General features: G+C 43.2%; 12 protein-coding genes, 2 tRNA genes and 3 rRNA genes. 8 read left to right on the top strand and 9 right to left on the bottom strand.

All coding sequences use genetic code 11. The annotated features are described in order from the left end of the window. Window positions 1-48: 48 nt before the first annotated feature. The 5 genes from rrf to HMPREF0766_RS20595 all read right to left on the bottom strand — a co-directional run bounded on the left by rrf (window position 49) and on the right by HMPREF0766_RS20595 (window position 5,115). A 5S ribosomal RNA gene (gene rrf / locus HMPREF0766_RS20615) occupies window positions 49-160 on the bottom strand. Window positions 161-266: 106 nt separating this feature from the next. Further along, window positions 267-3,151 (bottom strand): 23S ribosomal RNA (locus HMPREF0766_RS20610). Between the two features lie 162 nt (window positions 3,152-3,313). Continuing rightward, a tRNA-Ala gene (locus HMPREF0766_RS20605) sits at window positions 3,314-3,390 on the bottom strand. Between the two features lie 8 nt (window positions 3,391-3,398). Beyond that, window positions 3,399-3,475 (bottom strand) — tRNA-Ile (locus tag HMPREF0766_RS20600). A gap of 117 nt (window positions 3,476-3,592) precedes the next feature. After that, a 16S ribosomal RNA gene (locus tag HMPREF0766_RS20595) occupies window positions 3,593-5,115 on the bottom strand. Together the 16S, 23S and 5S rRNA genes with 2 tRNA genes alongside form the textbook arrangement of a ribosomal RNA operon. A gap of 727 nt (window positions 5,116-5,842) precedes the next feature. Between HMPREF0766_RS20595 and HMPREF0766_RS20590 the strand changes: the two genes are divergently transcribed. The 5 genes from HMPREF0766_RS20590 to HMPREF0766_RS20570 are packed head-to-tail and all read left to right on the top strand — an operon-like array spanning window position 5,843 to window position 14,602. Next, window positions 5,843-7,018, top strand: a complete 1,176-nt coding sequence (locus HMPREF0766_RS20590; RefSeq protein WP_003001764.1) for a Pycsar system effector family protein — start codon at window positions 5,843-5,845, stop codon at window positions 7,016-7,018. Window positions 7,019-7,040: 22 nt separating this feature from the next. Further along, window positions 7,041-7,928 carry an SdiA-regulated domain-containing protein gene (locus tag HMPREF0766_RS20585; RefSeq protein WP_115388733.1) on the top strand — a complete coding sequence of 296 codons (888 nt, stop codon included), beginning with the start codon at window positions 7,041-7,043 and terminating at the stop codon, window positions 7,926-7,928. Next, a complete protein-coding gene (locus tag HMPREF0766_RS20580) occupies window positions 7,928-11,548 on the top strand; it encodes a BamA/TamA family outer membrane protein (protein WP_003001756.1) in 3,621 nt (1,206 codons plus the stop codon). The genes HMPREF0766_RS20585 and HMPREF0766_RS20580 overlap by 1 nt, the downstream gene beginning before the upstream one ends. A gap of 16 nt (window positions 11,549-11,564) precedes the next feature. Then, window positions 11,565-13,922, top strand: coding sequence for a GAF domain-containing protein (locus HMPREF0766_RS20575; protein ID WP_003001753.1), 2,358 nt, complete (start codon window positions 11,565-11,567; stop codon window positions 13,920-13,922). A gap of 56 nt (window positions 13,923-13,978) precedes the next feature. Next, window positions 13,979-14,602, top strand: coding sequence for a trimeric intracellular cation channel family protein (locus HMPREF0766_RS20570; RefSeq protein WP_003001750.1), 624 nt, complete (start codon window positions 13,979-13,981; stop codon window positions 14,600-14,602). Between the two features lie 11 nt (window positions 14,603-14,613). Here HMPREF0766_RS20570 and def read toward each other — a convergent pair whose 3' ends face one another. Continuing rightward, window positions 14,614-15,192 carry a peptide deformylase gene (gene def, locus HMPREF0766_RS20565; RefSeq protein WP_003001746.1) on the bottom strand — a complete coding sequence of 193 codons (579 nt, stop codon included), beginning with the start codon at window positions 15,190-15,192 and terminating at the stop codon, window positions 14,614-14,616. Between the two features lie 114 nt (window positions 15,193-15,306). On the opposite strand from def, the gene HMPREF0766_RS20560 reads away from it, so the two are divergent. The 3 genes from HMPREF0766_RS20560 (at window position 15,307) to miaA (ending at window position 18,273) form a co-directional block, all read left to right on the top strand. Beyond that, window positions 15,307-16,086 (top strand): hypothetical protein, encoded by a 780-nt coding sequence (locus tag HMPREF0766_RS20560; protein WP_003001743.1) that lies wholly within the window; start codon window positions 15,307-15,309, stop codon window positions 16,084-16,086. Window positions 16,087-16,147: 61 nt separating this feature from the next. After that, on the top strand, window positions 16,148-17,320 hold the full coding sequence (locus HMPREF0766_RS20555; protein WP_003001739.1) for a Gfo/Idh/MocA family protein: 1,173 nt from the start codon (window positions 16,148-16,150) through the stop codon (window positions 17,318-17,320). 50 nt (window positions 17,321-17,370) lie between these two features. After that, on the top strand, window positions 17,371-18,273 hold the full coding sequence (gene miaA / locus HMPREF0766_RS20550; protein ID WP_236590612.1) for a tRNA (adenosine(37)-N6)-dimethylallyltransferase MiaA: 903 nt from the start codon (window positions 17,371-17,373) through the stop codon (window positions 18,271-18,273). Window positions 18,274-18,299: 26 nt separating this feature from the next. Here the strand turns inward: miaA and HMPREF0766_RS20545 are convergent, their stop codons facing one another. The 3 genes from HMPREF0766_RS20545 to HMPREF0766_RS20535 form a co-directional block, all read right to left on the bottom strand. Next, window positions 18,300-19,853 carry an Rne/Rng family ribonuclease gene (locus HMPREF0766_RS20545; protein ID WP_003001733.1) on the bottom strand — a complete coding sequence of 518 codons (1,554 nt, stop codon included), beginning with the start codon at window positions 19,851-19,853 and terminating at the stop codon, window positions 18,300-18,302. 302 nt (window positions 19,854-20,155) lie between these two features. Beyond that, on the bottom strand, window positions 20,156-20,992 hold the full coding sequence (locus HMPREF0766_RS20540) for a tetratricopeptide repeat protein (protein WP_003001730.1): 837 nt from the start codon (window positions 20,990-20,992) through the stop codon (window positions 20,156-20,158). A gap of 20 nt (window positions 20,993-21,012) precedes the next feature. Further along, window positions 21,013-21,297, bottom strand: coding sequence for an HU family DNA-binding protein (locus tag HMPREF0766_RS20535; RefSeq protein WP_037461054.1), 285 nt, complete (start codon window positions 21,295-21,297; stop codon window positions 21,013-21,015). Window positions 21,298-21,314: the final 17 nt, after the last annotated feature.

Genomic DNA, 21,314 nt, shown 5'->3' with positions numbered 1-21,314 from the left:
GAAAACAAAAAAGCCCTTATCTGTTTCCAGAAAGGGCTTTCGTATAAAAAAAGGCACCGACCTACTCTCCCACCTGTTACGGCAATACCATCGGCTCTGGCGGGCTTGACTGCTCTGTTCGGAATGGGAAGAGGTAGACACCGCCGATATAGGCACCTGAATGCTTTTTTTGATAATACTCTTTCTAATTCGCATTAGTAAAGATCATCATCAATGACATACTATTGAAAGAAATAATTAAAGAGGAAGACAACAGTGTTATCTGCTTGAGAAAGCTTCGGGCTATTAGTATTGCTCGGCTATGGTATTTCTACCTTTACACCTACAACCTATCAACGTAGTCATCTTCTACGACCCTATAAGGAAGTCTCATCTCGTGGCTAGTTTCGCACTTAGATGCTTTCAGCGCTTATCTATTCCAGACGTAGCTACCCTGCCGTACACCTGGCGGCATAACAGGTTCACCAGCGGTCTGTCCAATCCGGTCCTCTCGTACTAAGATCAGATCCACTCAAACTTCCAACGCCCACAACAGATAGGGACCGAACTGTCTCGCGACGTTCTGAACCCAGCTCGCGTGCCACTTTAATGGGCGAACAGCCCAACCCTTGGGACCTTCTCCAGCCCCAGGATGTGACGAGCCGACATCGAGGTGCCAAACCTCCCCGTCGATATGAGCTCTTGGGGGAGATCAGCCTGTTATCCCCAGCGTACCTTTTATCCTTTGAGCGATGGCCCTTCCATACAGAACCACCGGATCACTATGTCCGTCTTTCGACCCTGTTCGACTTGTCGGTCTCACAGTCAAGCAAGCTTATGCCATTGCACTCCTCGTACGGTTACCAAGCGTACTGAGCTTACCTTTGAAAGCCTCCGTTACCTTTTTGGAGGCGACCACCCCAGTCAAACTACCCACCAAACAATGTCCTCGACGTAATCGAGTTAGAAACCGAATACAGAAAGGGCGGTATTTCAAGGTTGATTCCACGACTCCTGGCGAAGCCGCTTCAACATCTCCCGCCTATCCTACACATCCTGTACCCAATTCCAATGTTAAGCTATAGTGAAGGTGCATGGGGTCTTTCCGTCCCGTTGCGGGTAACCGGCGTCTTCACCGATACCACAATTTCACCGAGCTCATGGCTGAGACAGCGCCCAGATCGTTACACCATTCGTGCAGGTCGGAACTTACCCGACAAGGAATTTCGCTACCTTAGGACCGTTATAGTTACGGCCGCCGTTTACTGGGGCTTCGATTCAATGCTTCTCTTGCGATGACATCCCCTCTTAACCTTCCAGCACCGGGCAGGTGTCAGGCCTTATACCTCATCTTGCGATTTTGCAAAGCCATATGTTTTTGTTAAACAGTCGCCTGGGCCTTTTCACTGCGGCTTCTCACTCTCGTGAGGAAGCGCCCCTTCTCCCGAAGTTACAGGGCCATTTTGCCGAGTTCCTTAGCCATGATTCACTCGAGCACCTTAGGATTCTCTCCTCGACTACCTGTGTCGGTTTACGGTACGGGTTTTTATAACCTGAAGCTTAGCGGGTTTTCTTGGAAGTCTGTTTACCTGCTCTATCAGCGCCACCGAAGCTTTGCTGTACTATTGGGGTTCAGCTAGAAATGCGGATTTGCCTACATCTCTAATACCTACGCCTTTTAACGAACTATTCCGTCAGTTCGCGGCAGTGTCACTACTCCGTCACCACATCGCAGTTATAAAAAGTACTGGAATATTAACCAGTTGTCCATCGGCTATCCCCCTTCGGGTGTGCCTTAGGCCCCGACTAACCCTGATCCGATTAGCGTTGATCAGGAAACCTTAGTCTTTCGGTGGGCAGGTTTCCCACCTGCCTTATCGTTACTTATGCCTACATTTGCTTTTCTATAAGGTCCACGCCACATTACCATGACGATTCACCCCCTATAGAATGCTCCCCTACCAGTATATACTATTGTATATAATCCATAGCTTCGGTAATACACTTGATGCCCGTTTATTATCCACGCCCGGCCGCTCGACTAGTGAGCTGTTACGCACTCTTTAAATGAATGGCTGCTTCCAAGCCAACATCCTAGCTGTCTGGGCAACCGGACCTCGTTAGTTCAACTTAGTGTATATTTGGGGACCTTAGCTGATGGTCTGGGTTCTTTCCCTCTCGGCCTTGGACCTTAGCACCCAAAGCCTCACTGCAAGATATATTTGATAGCATTCGGAGTTCGTCTGGATTTGGTAGGATTTGACTCCCCCGCACCCAATCGGTAGCTCTACCTCTATCAAACTAAACTCTCACGCTGTTCCTAAAAACATTTCGGGGAGTACGAGCTATTTCCCAGTTTGATTAGCCTTTCACCCCTACCCTCAGGTCATCCGGAAACTTTTCAACGTTTATCGGTTCGGTCCTCCATTACATGTTACTGCAACTTCAACCTGCCCAAGGGTAGATCACAAGGTTTCGCGTCTACCTCATCTGACTATGCGCCCTATTAAGACTCGCTTTCGCTTCGGATACGTGGCTGAACCACTTAACCTTGCCAGACAAGAGTAACTCGTAGGCTCATTATGCAAAAGGCACGCTGTCACGGAATCACTCCGCTCCAACCGCTTGTAAGCACACGGTTTCAGGTTCTTTTCACTCCCCTGTTCGGGGTTCTTTTCACCTTTCCCTCACGGTACTGGTTCACTATCGGTCTCTCAGGAGTATTTAGCCTTGGCGGATGGTGCCGCCGGATTCCCACAGGGCGTCTCCGACCCCGCGGTACTCAGGATACCACTATGCTGACCCTCTTTACGTATACGGGACTATCACCCCTATCGTGCAGCTTCCCATCTGCTTCTACTTCATACGGTCAATACAATATCGTGGTCCTACAACCCCATAATTGCCGTAACAATTATGGTTTGGGCTCTTTCCCGTTCGCTCGCCACTACTTGGGAAATCATTATTATTTTCTTCTCCTACGCCTACTTAGATGTTTCAGTTCAGCGCGTTCGCGTATTATACAACATACCTTCAGTATGTTAGGTTGCCCCATTCGGAAATCATCGGATCTAGTCGCATTTGCCAATCCCCGATGCTTATCGCAGCTTATCACGTCCTTCTTCGCCTCTGAGAGCCTAGGCATCCCCCGTGTGCCCTTATTTACTTTCTTCTCACGCATAGCCCTTTTGCTACTATGGTGATGCTTGTATTATGTCTTCCAAGTTAATGGAAAACGTCTCTACTGTTGTCTTCTCTTGTAATTTTTTTCTTTCAATATGTCAAAGAACTCGTTAAGAAATTTATCGTGCTATCCTTCGATAACACTTTTCTCTGGTGGAGAATAACGGAGTCGAACCGTTGACCCTCTGCGTGCAAGGCAGATGCTCTAGCCAGCTGAGCTAATTCCCCGGCTTGTGTGGTAGTCCCGAGCAGATTTGAACTGCTGACCCCTACATTATCAGTGTAGTGCTCTAACCAACTGAGCTACGGGACTAGCTTTTTCTTAATCTCTCTCGGTAACTCCATTCCTTCTTATTGGGATGGGTACTTTCTTCTTAATGTCTTTTTTAATCATGTGTATACGTAACGAGCACCAATTCAAGTACTCTAGAAAGGAGGTATTCCAGCCGCACCTTCCGGTACGGCTACCTTGTTACGACTTAGCCCCAATTATCGGTTTTGCCCTAACACGCTCCTTGCGGTTACATGCTTTAGGCACCCCCAACTTTCATGGCTTGACGGGCGGTGTGTACAAGGCCCGGGAACGTATTCACCGCGTCATTGCTGATACGCGATTACTAGCGAATCCAACTTCATGAGGTCGAGTTGCAGACCTCAATCCGAACTGTGATCGGCTTTCAGAGATTGGCATCACATTACTGTGTAGCTGCCCGCTGTACCGACCATTGTAGCACGTGTGTAGCCCCGGACGTAAGGGCCATGATGACTTGACGTCGTCCCCACCTTCCTCTCTGCTTGCGCAGGCAGTCTGTTTAGAGTCCCCATCATGACATGCTGGCAACTAAACATAGGGGTTGCGCTCGTTGCGGGACTTAACCCAACACCTCACGGCACGAGCTGACGACAGCCATGCAGCACCTAGTTTCGTGTCCCGAAGGACTGATCCGTCTCTGGATCATTCACTAACTTTCAAGCCCGGGTAAGGTTCCTCGCGTATCATCGAATTAAACCACATGCTCCTCCGCTTGTGCGGGCCCCCGTCAATTCCTTTGAGTTTCACCCTTGCGGGCGTACTCCCCAGGTGGATAACTTAACGCTTTCGCTGGGACGCTGACTGTCTATCGCCAACATCGAGTTATCATCGTTTAGGGCGTGGACTACCAGGGTATCTAATCCTGTTCGATCCCCACGCTTTCGTGCATCAGCGTCAATAAAGGCTTGGAATGCTGCCTTCGCAATCGGGGTTCTGAGACATATCTATGCATTTCACCGCTACTTGTCTCATTCCGCATTCCTCAACCTAATTCAAGTTCTTCAGTATCAAAGGCACTGCGACAGTTAAGCTGCCGTCTTTCACCTCTGACTTAAAGAACCGCCTACGCACCCTTTAAACCCAATAAATCCGGATAACGCTTGGATCCTCCGTATTACCGCGGCTGCTGGCACGGAGTTAGCCGATCCTTATTCTTCGGGTACATTCAGCTACGTTTACAAACGTAGGTTTATTCCCCGACAAAAGCAGTTTACAACCCATAGGGCAGTCATCCTGCACGCGGCATGGCTGGTTCAGAGTTCCCTCCATTGACCAATATTCCTTACTGCTGCCTCCCGTAGGAGTCTGGTCCGTGTCTCAGTACCAGTGTGGGGGATTCTCCTCTCAGAGCCCCTAGACATCGTTGCCTTGGTGAGCCGTTACCTCTCCAACTAGCTAATGTCACGCGAGCCCATCTCTGTCCTATAAATATTTGATTATAATGTGATGCCACATCAATAATGTCATGCGGTGTTAATCCGACTTTCGCCGGGCTATCCCCCTGACAGAGGTAGGTTGCTCACGCGTTACGCACCCGTGCGCCACTTTCATATCCAGCAAGCTGGATAATCTCGTTCGACTTGCATGTATTAGGCCTGCCGCTAGCGTTCATCCTGAGCCAGGATCAAACTCTCCATTGTAATAATGAATTGTTCGACACCTAACTATTTATCAATAAAAATAATTAGAATTGTCTTTTTAATTTCTAACCTGAATTGACTTGGTTGATTTTTTGTTAACTTTCGCTGACTTATCAACTACTCGTTACGCTACATGATTATTTCTTTAAAGAACTTCGCGCTTCCACTCTCGTTTCCGCTTCTATTTCAACAAGGCATTGCGCCTGTTTTGATCTTGTTTTTTCCTTCGTTTCTGAAGGGACTGCAAAGGTAGAAATCTTTTTTAAAACTCCAAAATATTTGTGAAAATATTTTCTGGTTCTTTCTTTCCTTTTTTCACCTCCTGATCGCTATGAGAAACCGCTCGGCTTAACCCCCGTAAGGGATGGCAAAGGTAGAAATCTTTTTTGAATTGCACAAATCTTTTTTACAAAAAATATGCCCTCCCGTTATTCTAAACCTCCTTTTTTCAGTAGTCATCCCTTCCGAAACAACTATCCCTCCCTTGCGGAGTGGTGCAAAGGTAGAACTTTAATCACATTACTTCCAAACCTTTTTTAACCTTATTTCTAAAACAAAACATAACTGCCTGAAAATATACAAGATAATTTCACAAGGCATTCTGAAATCACCTGTAAAAGTCAGCAGGGAATCAAAAAACATATATTTCCACTAAAAACAAACAGGATGTGCTACGAGTTTCTGTAGATGTAGATATATTTGTTTATAATACTTAACGGTTATTAAAATGGAATACGACCTGATCCTCCAAAAAGTGCAAGCCTATGTTTCAGACTTTATAAAGCAACATAAAATTGCCGAGCTATGCTTTCATAATGATTCCCATACTTCAGAGGTAGTCAATGCTACTACTGAGATCGCACATCATTATGCGCTGAATAAAGAAGATCTGTTTATTGTCTTATGTGCGGCTTATTTCCATGATCTTGGCTACTTCCATGGCGGAGCAAAGCAACATGAAGGCAGGGGTGCACAACTCGCACGGACATTTCTTGAAGAGGAAGGGGTCGATAAGCATATTCAGGACCAGGTAGTCGGCTGTATTATGGCAACCCGGATGCCGCAGCAGCCAACTAATCTACTAGAGCAGATATTATGTGATGCCGATCTGTTTCATTTAGGCGGTGAGAATTTTGAGACACGCAATAAACTTATGCGTAAAGAAGCAGAAACAGTAGGAGAGAAGAAGATTGGCAAGGAAGAGTGGAGAAAGCAAACAATAGCACTTATGCAGCAGCATCACTATCATACTGATTATGCCAGAGAGAAGCTGAATAAGGAGAAAGAGAAAAATCTGAAAATATTATTGGATAAAGAGAAGAAAGAAGGAAAGGAGCTTACCGAAGATAATTTCTCTAAAAAGAATGAGGAACGGCAAAAGAAACCCGAACGCGGAATAGAAACCATGTTTCGGATTACATCATCCAATAATCAACGCTTGAGTGATATGGCTGATAATAAAGCGAATATTCTATTGACTGTTAATTCCATTATTCTTTCTATGGTCATAGCAGTATTATTAAGAAAGCTTGATAGCAACGAACATCTGGTTATTCCTACTATAATGCTTTTGTCCTTCAGTGTATCCACAATGGTGGTCGCAATATTGTCTACTATCCCGAAGGTACCGCCGGGAGTATTCACACAGGAAGAGATCAACAAAAAAACAGTGAACCTGCTGTTTTTCGGCAATTTTTACAAAATGAAACTGGAGGAATATAAGGAAGGAATGAACCGGGTGATGGATGACAGCGAATTCTTATATGGGATGCTGACAAAAGATGTATATGCACAAGGTGTGGTTCTGGGAAGAAAATACAAGCTGCTACGTATTGCATATGCAATATTTATGCTGGGTTTGATCCTTTCTTCTATATCTTTTCTGATTTCCGTAAGTATATAATCATTCGTTTAAAATGACTCCTATGAATCGCCCCGTCTTTATATTATCCCTGGCGCTCTCTTTAAGCTCCTATGCTTTTCAGGCCTGCTCTCAGAAAGCCAATACTACCAAAACAAAAGAAACTGCGACACCTGCAACTGATAAAACTATTCCTTATCAACTGGATAAGGGACAGCCAACGGAATTGCCCGACGAATTGCAGGAAATTTCCGGAATTACCTTCTTACCGGATAATAAGGAGTGGATTTATGCCATTCAGGACGAAAAGGGTTTATTGTACTCCTATAACCTTATAAACAAACAGCTCTCTTCTGTCCCTTTTGAAAAAGATGGTGATTATGAAGATTTAGCGGTCAGCAAAAGTCATTTTATTATTCTAAAGAGTAACGGTACATTATATACATTCCCCATATCCGAGAAAAACAATATTCAGCAGGTCAAAACCTTTAAGGACATTCTACCGAAGGGAGAATATGAAGGCCTTGCCACTGACACTGTGCGCCAGCTGGTGTTTGCGTTGTGTAAATCCTGTTCCGCTGACAAAAAGAAAGCACAAACGTCCGGCTATATTTTCAAAATAAATGAGACCGGAGATTTAGAAGCGAACGGAGGATTCACTCTAAATATTAACCAGTTAAAACAATTTGACAGCAGTTTCTCTAAAACATTCAAACCGTCGGCTTTAACAAAGCGGGTCTCAACAAATGAATGGTATATTCTTTCATCAGTTGATAAAGCGTTGGTCATAACAGATGACAAATGGAATATAAAGTCTGTTTTTCTTTTAAGCCGCAAACAGCATACACAGCCGGAAGGTATTGCATTTGATACGGATGATAACTTGTATATCAGCAATGAGGCCGGCAATAAAGACAAAGCGATATTATATAAATTTAAACTGTTTAAATAATGAAATTTCAATCGCTTTTTTTGTTCCTTCTGTTGGCCGGGCCGGCTTTTGCTCAGGATGCACAGATCCGCAGCCGTTTGATTCTGATCGGAGATGCCGGAGAAATCAATCCGCAGCAGACGACATTGATTACTAAAGCGACGGAGCTCATTATTCCGGGCAAAACCACAACGCTCTATCTCGGAGATAATATTTATCCTACCGGTATGGCTTTACCCGGACATCCAAAAGAAAAGGTGACCCGGGAAATTTTATCCGCCCAATTTTCTCCCTTAAGGCGGGCGGGAAGTCCGGTTTATTTTATTCCCGGAAATCACGATTGGGATAATATGGGTAAAGACGGACTTGCAAAAATAAGGGCACAATGGAGCTTTATAGCGGATCAGCAAGATTCATTATTAAAGGTGCTGCCTGCCAATGGATGTCCCGGTCCGGTAGAGATTCCGGTCTCTGAAAATCTGGTTATTATCGCGTATGACAGTGAATACTGGTTATTTCCGCACAAGAAGTCATCTGCAGACATCGATTGTGAGTGTGATTCCAAAACTGTTTTTCTGCAACAGCTTGACGAACTGTTATATGAAAACCGTTATAAAACCATCATAGTTGCCTCTCATCACCCCATGCGGACCTACGGACCACATGGCGGATACTTTTCGGTAAAACAACACCTCTTCCCGCTTACGGAAGGCTGGAAAAATCTCTACATTCCGCTGCCTGTTGTCGGCTCACTCTATCCGCTTCTTCGTTCTACAGTATTTCAAAGCCCGGAGGATAAGCCGCATCCTGAATATACAGACCTTATTACAGAGGTGACTTCTGTATTTAAACGGTTTCCAAATACAATTTATGTCTCCGGACACGACCACGGGCTTCAACTCATTCAGGATAAAAACATTACACAGGTTGTCAGCGGAGCCGGATCACGTGCATCACACATTCATAAAGGAAAGCACCTTTTGTACAAGGGAGAAAAAGGAGGCTTTGTAATTCTGGACCAGCTTGAAGACAGAAATATAAAGATGACGTATTACGTCTATGATAAAAATGAAATAAAAGAGGCATATACATATACTAAGCCTTACAAGGATATAAATATTATAGTAGACTCTTTACACAATATGACTGCCGGACGGGATAGCGTCACCGTACGGGTCAATCCGAAATATGATGAGGCGAATACCCTGCAGCGTTTCTTTTTGGGTGAAAATTACAGAAAAGAATGGGCAGCTGAAACTAAACTGCCTGTATTACGCATGTCCGAACTACATGGTGGATTAAAACCTACGAAAAGGGGCGGAGGAATGCAATCTATATCCCTTCGTCTGGAAGATGCACAGGGCAAAGAGTGGGCTCTTCGTTCGGTTAATAAACGCACAGAATCTTTGATTCCGGAAGAACTGCATCACACTTTTGTACAGAATGTTCTGGATGATGCAAACAGTGCACAGCATCCCTATTCCGCATTAATGATACCTCCTCTGGCAAAAGCAATAGATGTCCCTGTCGCCAATCCTGTTATCGGTGTAGTTGCTCCGGATACCGCTTTGGGAGCTTATAACCTTTTATTTGCAAATGAAGTCGCCTTGCTGGAAGAGCGGGAGCCTTTGGGCGACTCTGACAACAGCATTAAGATGATGCAAAAGCTGCAAAATGACAATGACAATAAATTTAAAGCCAAAACATTTCTAAGAGCAAGAATGCTGGATGTCCTGATTAATGACTGGGACAGACATGAAGATCAATGGAGGTGGTATGATGTAAACAAAGGCAAAAAAGATAAAGATAGGGACTATGTTTCCGTTCCCCGGGATCGGGATCAGGCCTTGCGTGTTACACAGGGATTTATTACATCCAACATCTATCAGCCTTTTATTATGCCGACTATGCAAGGATTCGGGCCCAAAATTCCCAGAATTCAATATTCAATGATCAAGTCCCGTTTTCTCAATGCGCATCCGCAGGCACAACTGTCTTACGAAGAATGGATGAAGGAAGCGCATAAATTTTCTGAACAACTTACAGATGAGGTATTAGCGGAGAGTGTCAGCAGGTTGCCCCAGTCTTCTATCGATATCCGAGGGAAAGCGATATTGCATGATCTGAAGTCCCGCAGAGATGCTATGCCTGCAGCTATGGATAAATATTACCGCTTTGTAAATAATATCGTTGATGTACATCTGAGCGATAAAAATGAGAAAGTAAGGATTGAAGATGCTCCGGATAATGCATTAAGCATTAAGATAACCAAAATCAATAAAGAAGGCGAAGAGACTAAATTGCTAATGGACAAAATATTCTCACCGGAGATGACCAGAGAAGTACGGGTATATTTAGGTAAAGGTACGGATTCCGTTTTTGTCAATACTTCCAATACGGACATCAAACTCCGGATTATAGGCAGCTATGATCCCAAAGCGTACGTGATACAACATTCCAACAAAACGATCAGACTATACGATAACAGTGCTTCTTCACATTTCTCCGGTAATATTGACCGTCTGCATGTAAAAAGCACTAAAGATTCTGCGAATGTGGATTTTGTTCCCGTAAATTTATATAATACCTGGCTTCCTTTACTGACTGCAGGATATAATGCTGATGACGGGATATTTCTGGGAGCAGGATTTAAATACACACAGCAGCGAGGCTTTCGCAAAACTCCGTTTGCCAACACTCAGGAATTCGGAATAGGAGGAGCGATCCGCACCGGAGCTTACCGTATCAAATATCGTGGTCAATGGAAAGAAGTATTTGGCAAAGCAGACCTGGTGGTTGAAGCAAATGCCAAAGCTCCGGACAACAGCCAGAATTTTTTCGGGATGGGTAATAATTCCGAATTTCATGAAGACACCTATGGCAGCAGATATTACAGAGCACGTTTTAATCTGTTTGAAGTAAATTCGCATTTACTGTGGAATCCCAGTCCTACTGTAACCTACAGCATTGGCCCTTCTTTTCAGGCCTATCATATGAATCCGGAAGAAAACAAAGACCGGTTTATTCTTACTTCCAATGCTCTTCATTCCTATGACAGCCTTACGGTCTCCAATGACAAGACTTTTATAGGCCTTGCAGCGCATTTTATGAAGGACAATCGCAACAATCATTTAAACCCTACAGAAGGAGGATATTTTTCTGCCTCTCTCTCCGGATATACAGGCCTGAATAAATATTCCAGATCCTATGCACAACTGACTGCCGAGATGGGTGTATACAAAAGTTTTTTACAGAAAGCTATAGTACTTGCCAACAGAACAGGTGCTGGTTCCAATGTTGGAAAACCGGCCTTTTATCAGTCACTGTTCCTTGGAGGGCAGGGTAATCTGCGAGGATATCGCCAATACCGGTTTGCCGGAGACCAGTATTTTTATAATAATCTTGAAGCACGGATTCGTGTACATCATATTAACAGTTATATTGCTCCCGGTGAAATTGGAGTACTGGGTCTTTATGATATTGGTAAGGTCTGGTCTGAAAATACCACAGATTCTTCTATGCATCAGGGCGTTGGTGGTGGTGCTTATTACATTTTGGCTAAGATGCTGGCTTTGCAGTTTGTCATGGCCCACTCCACAGAAGGCTGGTATCCCTATTTTTCAATGGGTTTCCGTTTCTAAATATTAAGGAAAGATTATGCAATCGTATTTAAAAGATATACACAGGGAAGAAGCCGGTTACTGGCCGGTTCTTAAAGAAGAACTCTCCTGCGAACCTTTTTTCAATTATCTGGATAATATCGTCCAGACTTCTGATCCGCACAAACGCCTTCTTCCTGAATTTGCGTTAAAAAGAATCAGAGAAGTAGAGCACAAACACGGGAAGCTGGCGCTGGATAATATGACCGCATATGATGAGGTTTTTCATCTGATTTACAACCTGACCGTATCCCTGATGGCTAACAATCAGGATACTCTTTGGGGAATCGGACTTCCGGTCAGCAAAACGGTCACTTATGGTACGGATGCACTTTATTCCTTTCTGGACAGAAATCTGAAAGAGGAAGATATATCCGAAACGGCTTTTATTGTCCCCGAGATAGATCCCCAGATCCGCCATCTGTATGCATTGGTCTTACAGCGATTCTACGGATTCCCGAATACCGAAAAAGATAAGATCCTGTACACATTAAAGAATCAGGACGGAACGGTAAACAGCTATTATGATCTGATTACAGATTACACTTTTGTAGATATTCAGGTGCAAGGCGACCTGCCTCCCATAGACTACACACAGTTAAAAGAACAGCGAAATCCAGCAAACACGGACTGGTCTCAGCTCAGCAAGGTGCTTGATATTACTAAATTTGAGTTTTCGGGATTCACGCTTTTGACTTTTCAGGATGTCACTGCAGAACGCGTCACACAGCATATCAAGTCTATGATGACCAACTTGTCTCTTTACGAGACAAATCATTATTTTCAAAAGCTGGATCAGTTTATTAAAATACTTCTTGGCGTTTCTGAAGTACAATTCAGTCTGTTCCCTCTTTTCCATCTTAATGGTTCGCCTGTGGTCAATTCTGACTTCACGCATAAAAGTGTATTGTTCGGGCAGCTACAGAATACCTTCAGGGAGGAGAGTCCTAATTTTATCTACGAATATCTGCATTCCCCCTTTTCCATTGTATATAATCTGGTGGATGGCATGATAGATTCCGAATCTATGCTCACCAATGCACTTCAACAGATAGGGATAAATTCGTATTTAGGTCTGCCACTATATTACAACAATACGCTCTCTGGTGTACTGGAAATCTATTCTACCAATGGAAAAATGCTGGATAAAAGTATCCTGCCCAGACTTCGTCATATAGCGACACTGCTTTCTCAGTTGTCTTTTGATCTCTCTCTGGAATTCAAGAACAGGCTTGACAAAGTGATCACAGAACAATTTACAGCCTTGCAACCCGCAGTACAGTGGAAATTTAATCAGGTTGCTGCTAAATATCTTGGAGATCTTGCGGCAAATGTCCCGAATTCAAAAATACAAGACATATATTTCAGGGATGTGTATCCTTTATACGGTGCTATAGATGTCAGAGATTCTTCTGTTCTGAGAAGCAAGGCGGTACAGCGTGATTTTAATCTGCAGCATCAGCAACTGGAAGAACTCCTTCTAAAGATTCAGAATATTGATGATTCGCCTGTCGTCAGCGCATTTATGGATAAGATGCGACAATCCGGTAAGTTATTTTCCATTATGCCCTTTGATGAGGCACTCCTTAAGATTGTAGAGTTTTTCAGAAAAGATCTTAATCAGTTTTTTGAGGAGGTCAGGCATCATAATGCCGAAACAGATGCGCTTATCTCATCTTACGAAAATCAGATAAGTTGCAATGAGATACACAACGATTGCTTTCAGAATGAATTTGAGATTTCCTTGCAGCAGCTTAATGCTGTTATTAGTCAGGAACTCGATGTTCTTAATGCGTTTGTACAGGGGAACTATCCTTCTTACTTTGAGAAGTTCAGAACAGACGGCATCGAGTATGATATCTTTGTCGGCGAATCCATTACCCCGTTACAACCTTTTGATCCGCAGATCATCCGGATATTTCGTCTTCAGCAACTTATCACTATGGCCAGGGTCGGGATTTTAGTGCATCATATGCAACCCCAATTAAAAATACCGCTGCAGACGACACAGCTTATTTTTGTTAACCCCACCAATATTGACATCAGCTTCCGTAGTGATGAGCGAAGATTTGATGTGGAGGGATCATACAATATCCGGTACCAGATTATTAAAAAACGGATAGACAAAATACGGATCAGGCATACACTCGAACGTCTTACACAACCGGATAAAATTGCAATTGTATATTTTTCTCAGGAAATGGCCTCAGAATTGCGTGAAAGCATACAATCTTTGCAGGCGACCCATCTACTGTTGCCGGGTATTGAGGAATTGGATTTGGAGGAAGTGCAGGGAGTGGAAGGGCTGAGAGCAATGCGAGTAGGTATAAATCTTGATAGTGCTGTTAAAAAATAAACTTCTTCCTTACATAGCTACGCAAATTTGTTTATTATTGAATTCAAATTTTTCAGATGACAGACGCCAACTACATATATTACAGTGACCTGGTCGGAACGATGTTTTTTGCTATATCCGGAGCAATGGCAGCCAACAGAAAGAACATCGATATGTTTGGTGCCACTTTTCTGGGGTTTGTTACCGCTATAGGTGGCGGATCACTCCGGGATATTTTTCTCAATCTGCGCCCTGTATGGGTCAATGACGGAAACTACCTTGTGGCCATTTTGATTGGGGTTAGCATCGCTCTCCTTGCAAATGAGCGACTGGACAAATATGCACGTACCCTTTCATTATTTGATGCCATAGGTATCGGTTTTTTCACCATTGTCGGTGTGCAAAAATCCCTGATCTATGACAGCAGTACCATAGCAGCAGTTGTATTTGGTATGTTTACTGCCGTTCTGGGAGGAGTGATACGTGATACGCTGATGAACGAGACTCCGCTCATATTCCGAAAAGAAATCTATGCTACAGCCTGTCTGGCGGGGGCTATTACTTTTATCCTGCTGCGCAATACGGGACTCAATAATTCGTGGTGTGCATTTATTGGCGCAGCAGTTGTATTTGTTGTCCGTATAGTATCTATCAAATACCGGCTTTTTCTGCCTGCAGTAGGCGAATACAAAAAACGTTAAGGATCTGCTCCTTAACGTTTTTTCTTTTCAAACGGAAATTTCATTTTATATCCGACTCTGATCAGTCCTTTAGATATTGCATCCAGTTTTCCTTTAAGCATCGCCTTTTTCAAAGGACCCAGTTTATCCGTAAAAAGTTTTCCTTCCAAATGGTCGTATTCGTGCTGAACAATACGCGCAGCCAGACCAGAAAGTTCGATTTCATGCTCTTCAAAATTCTCATCCAGATAATTAATGACAACATTAGCAGGGCGGAACACCTCTTCATTGATATCCGGAATACTCAGACAACCTTCATTAAATCCCCATTTCTCTCCTGTTTCTTCTACGATGATCGGGTTAATAAATACCTTTTTGAAATCTTTCAGTGACTTATCTTCATCATCATCCTCTGCAAATGGAGATGCATCTATCACAAATACCCTGATCGGCAGACCGATCTGAGGCGCTGCCAGACCGACTCCATGTGCCGCATACATGGTATCATACATATTGGCGATCAGCTCTTTGATCTCCGGGTAATCTTCATCTATCTCTATTGTCTTTTTTCTCAAGACCGGATCTCCGTACGCAACGATTGGCAGTTTCATCTCATTAAATTTTGTGGGTACAAAGTTACCAATATTTTTTATGACCCAAATATCATGAAGCTTTTATTTAATCCGATTGTATCCTTTACTTTTGTACTTTGATCCAAAGTACATATGTCCGACACAGAGCAGATCCGCCATTTCATGCAACAACTTGCCACCTCCATAGGAAAGGAACTCTGTTTAGAGGTTTACGATGCGGATATATGCCTTATCACCGGGACGGATTTCACTTATCAGATTTACATCTACCTGGCCGGAGCAACAGAACGAATTAAAGAGCCGGCGCATCTCAAGCATAATATTCATCTGGATATAGACCAGCTTGAGAGAGATGAACGAAAAATTGTAGATCGTATCCGTACACTTGACGGACAGGGCAAGCGCATATATGCCCGTAATACCGTGGCCGCCCGTATAGATAAGCGGATTTCAATGGCCTTTCAGGAGGAATATCACCTGCAGGATGCGATGCCCGGTAAATACCGATATGGCTTGTTCGCTGACGGAGAACTGATTTCTATCGCTGTTTTTTCGGGTGGCCGTCGTATGCACGACAAACCTGAAGATTATCGCTCCTTTGAACTGATACGGTTCTGCCACAAGCAACCCTATATTGTGATCGGAGGCATCAGCAAACTGATCCGTGCTTTTCAGCAGGATTTTAATCCCGGCGATATTATGACATATACAGATCTGGATTGGGCACAGGAATCCGGTCTGGAACGTATCGGCTTTGAAAAGAGTTATACCATTCCGGCACAGAAATACTGGATTGCAGATCAGAAAAGGTATTTTCTCTCCGAAAAAACGGAAGATCTAATTATGAGTACTTATCCCACAGGCTACCTCAAGTATAACAGCGGAAGCGCCAAATTGGTACTAACATTATGAAAGAAGTCCTGTATTGTGTATATTTAACACTATAAACTTAAGTTTTAAAACGCTAAAAGAGATGAAACGTAAACTACGCATGGGCATGGTGGGCGGAGGCAAAGATGCCTTTATTGGTGCTGTTCACCGCATTGCCGCATTTATGGACGGAAAGATAGAATTGGTTTGTGGAGCCTTTAGTATTGACCCGCAGATTTCAAGAGAATCCGGAGAGCAACTATTTGTTTCTCCAGACCGTATCTATGAAAATTATGAAGAAATGATTGCCAAAGAAGCCGCTTTACCTGAAGGTGAGCGTATGGACTTTGTCACCATTGTTACCCCTAATTTTTTACACTTCGGTCCGGCCAAGCTTGCTTTGGAAAATGGTTTTGATGTGGTAGTGGAAAAACCGATGACTGTTTCTCTGGAAGAAGCACAGGAACTCAAATCTATTGTAGAAAACACAGGCAGAACATTATGCCTTACGCATACGTATTCCGGTTATCCTATGGTTAAACAAGCCAAAGCGATGGTCAGAGAAGGACATTTCGGCAAAATCCGCAAGATTGTGGTAGAATATCCTCAGGGATGGCTGAGCCGTCTTTCTGAACGGGAAGGCAATGCAGGTGCTGCCTGGCGTGCAGACCCGAAACGTTCCGGCAAATCATTAGTCATGGGCGATATCGGGACACATGCTGCACACCTGGCAGAATACGTTTCGGGATTGAAGATTACCGAACTGTGTGCTGACCTGACCACTTTCGTAGAAGGCCGCTTACTGGATGATGATGGTTCGGTATTACTGCGATTTGAAGACGGTGCCAAAGGTGTTCTGATGGCTTCTCAAATATCGGCAGGAGAGGAGAATGCGGTACGTATCCGTATTTACGGAGAAAAGGGAGGGCTTGAGTGGGCAAATGAAGATCCGAACAACCTTATTATAAAAATGCTGGATCAGCCTCGTCAGCTTTACCGTACAGGTAATGCATATGCTGCTCCGTATACATTAAGTTCATTTGCTACGCATAATACCCGTATTCCGGCAGGTCACCCGGAAGGATTACTGGAATCCTTTGCAAACATATACCGCAATTTTGCGCTGACAGTATCCGCGAAGCGTGAAGGCCTCACTCCGTCTGCTGAATCTTTGGATTTTCCAAATGTACAGGATGGTGTAAGAGGTATGGCTTTTATTGAGACAGTCGTTCAGAATAATGAAGGTAACGAAAAATGGACTAAATTTGTCGTGTGATAAACAGACAAGATTCCTTACATTTTTCATCGGAGCAATCTGATGTTCCGATGAAAAATGTAATTATTATACTCGGCCCTACCGCCTCCGGCAAAACGGCTTTGGCTGTTGCATTGGCCAAAAAAATCAATGGTGCTATTATCAGCGCAGATTCCCGTCAGGTATACAGACATATGGATATCGGTACGGGCAAGGACCTTAAAGAATACGAAGATATTCCCTATTATTTAATCGATATCTGCGAGCCCGGGGAGAAATATAACCTCTCCCATTTTCAGCATGATTTTCAAAAAGCCTATCTCGATATTGTCAAAAGCGGCAGGCAACCTATACTCTGTGGAGGAACAGGTCTGTATATTCAATCTGTCATTCAGGAGAAACCTTACAGCCATGTTCCCGTTAATGCGGAATTGAGGGAGGAATTGGAGACCTTGTCCAGGGAAGAGTTACTGACCCGACTAGATCAGCAATCGATTCCCGCAGATCTGAGGATAGATACCAGCACCCGAAAACGCATGATCCGCGGATTAGAAATCTTAGCCGGCTTAGCTAAATACGAGAGACCGGCAAAGCTTGTTTCCACCTCTTTTACCTACCAGGTATTTGGCATCGATCCGCCGGTGGAGATCCGGAGAGCAAAAATATCTCAGAGACTGAAGCAACGTATTGATCAGGGATTGACAGAAGAGGTACAGCATCTCTTGTCCCGCGGTGTTACCCATGATGACCTGCAATATTATGGACTGGAGTATAAGTATATATCCTACTATCTCGCCGGATATCTGGATTGGGAATCCTGTTTTACTAAATTAGAAACAGAGATACATCGCTATGCCAAAAGACAAATGACGTATTTTCGCAAAATGGAAAAAGACAATATACAGATTCAGTGGCTGGAGTACGGCAGTACGGAGCAGATGTGTGAAGAAATATTAAACACAAAAAAGGGATAGTGAATACTATCCCTTTTTAGAATATCTTATAACTTGATTTCCTCATCCTTCGCATTGAAGAAATGGAATTCAGTTAAGCTATATGAAGAGACGGCTTTTACTTTGATCCACCTTCCAAACTTCATAAACCATTTTATTCTTTTCGATACAAAACCAGACTTAATGTAGGCTTCTATATAAGGATGTACACATAGTGTTATTCCCTTATCGTTTTGTTCCTGCAGAATAAAACTCAAATTACTTTCAATATCGTCCATCAGTACGATACTGGATCGGATTTCGCCCGTACCGTTACAGGTCGGACATTTTTCATTAGTCACTACGCTCATTTCCGGGCGTACACGTTGCCGTGTGATCTGTACCAATCCAAATTTACTTGGCGGTAATATCGTATGACGGGCACGATCGGCCTGCATACATTCGCGTAGATAAGTAAATAATTCCTTACGATTAGTTGGTTTGTGCATATCGATAAAATCGATCACCACTATACCTCCCATATCCCGCAAACGCAATTGCCTTGCTATTTCGCGCGCCGCTTCTTTATTGACCAGCAACGCATTGTCTTCTTGATTTTCTTTATTGGCCGTCCGGTTACCGCTGTTTACATCAACAACGTGCAAGGCTTCAGTATGCTCAATTACCAGATAAGCACCACCCTGCAAATTGACCGTCTTGCCAAAAGAGGCCTTAATTTGTTTTTCTACTCCGAAGTGATCGAAGATAGGTTCTTTATGTTTATAAAGTTTCACTATCTTTTCCAGATCCGGAGAAATCTCCTGTACATACGACTTTGTTTCCTCGTAGATAACAGGGTCATTAACATATATATGCGTAAACTCGTCCGTCAGGATATCGCGCAAAATGGTAGAAGCTCTATCCATCTCACCCAACACTTTCTGGGGTGGTTCTGCAGTTCTAAGGCGTTTGGTAAATAATTCCCATTTTGAAATCAGGTCTAACAAGTCTTTTTGTAACTCTTCAACCCCTTTACCTTCAGAAACAGTCCGAATAATCACTCCAAAGTTGGCAGGTTTGATACCTTCCACTACTTTTTTGAGGCGTGTACGTTCGGCGCTTCCTTTGATTCGTTTCGAAATAGAAACTGTACTCGAGAAAGGGACTAATACTACAAATCTTCCGGCGATGGATAAATCCGAACTCAACCGCGGTCCTTTTGTAGAGATAGGCTCTTTGGCTATCTGAACAGGTAGTAACAGATTCCGGCTCAAGATATCCGAAATTTTACCTGCCTTATCGATGTCCTTTTCTAATTTTAAACTATTGAGCAGTTTCTCTTGATAACTGCCATTCTTTACTATACGGGTTAGCTTGAGTAACGACTGCACCTGCGGACCGAGGTCCAGATAGTGCAAAAATGCATCCTTTTCGTAACCTACATCTACGAAAGCTGCATTGAGACCAGGCATGATCTTCTTTATTCTTCCCAGGTAAATATCACCGACGGAAAAATTGTTGTTTGCCTGCTCCTTGTTTAGTTCAACAAGCTGTTTATCCTGTAGTAAAGCAATAGTTACCCCTTTGTCAGGGGTAGAATCGATAATTAATTCCTTTACCAACAGCTACATATTTGGGATGCCTTCCTGTCCGGACTCCGCCCGGACGGGCACCGATGAAACATAATTCCCGTTTAATGAAAAAATACAATCGATGGATCCAAGATTGCAGATCCATCGATTGTACTCTGTTATTTCAGTTAGCAATATGAATTAATAACTGTCATAACCCCACAAGCTTATTTTTTCTTGTGTCTATTTTTTCTTAAACGTTTTTTACGTTTGTGAGTAGCCATTTTGTGTCTTTTTCTTTTTTTTCCGCTTGGCATAGCTTTAATGTTTTTAAATGATTATAAAATAATATGTTACTTGCTTAATTCTTCGATACGTTTATCGATGAATTGAGAGAGTGAAGGATCAGATGCCAGTTCTTTGCTTTTTTGAAAAGCAGCGATAGCATCACTCTTCATCCCAATGTTTTCATAGCCTGTGGCTAAATAAAAGTAGGACTCCGCATCGGGTTTCTGTTCGATAACCGTTTTGAAACGATCGATTGCTTTGTCAAATTGACGGGACTGCAGTGAAAACAATCCCAGTGTTTTGTTTGCTTCTACGTTTTTTGGTTCTTTCGCTACGACTTCACGCAATATCGCGATACCGGCCATAGGGTTATTCGTACCCGTCACCATAGCAGCACCCAAACCTGTCTTGGCATCCAGATTGGATGCATCCAGTTTGGTTGCTTCTTCAAATGCATGAATTGCATTTTGATTCAGTGCCGAAGCTAATACGGTATCCTGTAAATTTGTATAGGCAGCGCGATAAGCCTGTCCGGCTTTCAACCAATACTCAAATTTAGGAGAAATTTTTGCCATTTCCTCATAAATTAATGCCTGAGGAGCTGGTTTTGCAACATCATCCCATTTCTGAGCCAACTGCTGATAAAGCGCAATTTTATCTTCACCAGAAGCTTTACTTACTTTAGATTCCAGATCTGCGATATCCTGAATCAGATTAGCATCTAATCCTTGTTTGGATGCCTGCGAGATCGCATCTAAATTAACGACAGAAGAAGCCTCAGTACCTTTGGTACTTGTAGCTTCTTCCTTACCATCTACCAGACCTTTTATTGGCTGCGCCAACAGGGCTCCTACAAGGAGAACTATTAAGGCAATAACAACAATTTGCTTGGTCTTTTGCATGATGAAATTATTTCGTTGAATTATTTATTCCCGTTTTTTACCTTCTCAACAAACACTTTTGCAGGTTTGAAACTTGGAACGAAGTGCTCAGGAATAATGATTGCTGTGTTTTTCGAAATGTTTCTTGCAGTTTTTTCAGCTCTTTTTTTCACTACGAAGCTACCGAAACCTCTTACATAAACATTTTCTCCGCCGATCATGGAGTTCTTCACTACTTTGAAGAATGCCTCTACTGTTTCTTGTACATCTACCTTCTCTAAACCCGTTTTGTTAGAGATCTCTGCGATAATTTCTGCTTTAGTCATATCTGTTTTTACTGTAT

Source organism: Sphingobacterium spiritivorum ATCC 33861 (genome assembly GCF_000143765.1).
Classification (GTDB): domain Bacteria; phylum Bacteroidota; class Bacteroidia; order Sphingobacteriales; family Sphingobacteriaceae; genus Sphingobacterium; species Sphingobacterium spiritivorum.
Note: the sequence above shows the minus strand (reverse complement) of the source record. Positions and strands in the feature narration are given on the sequence as shown.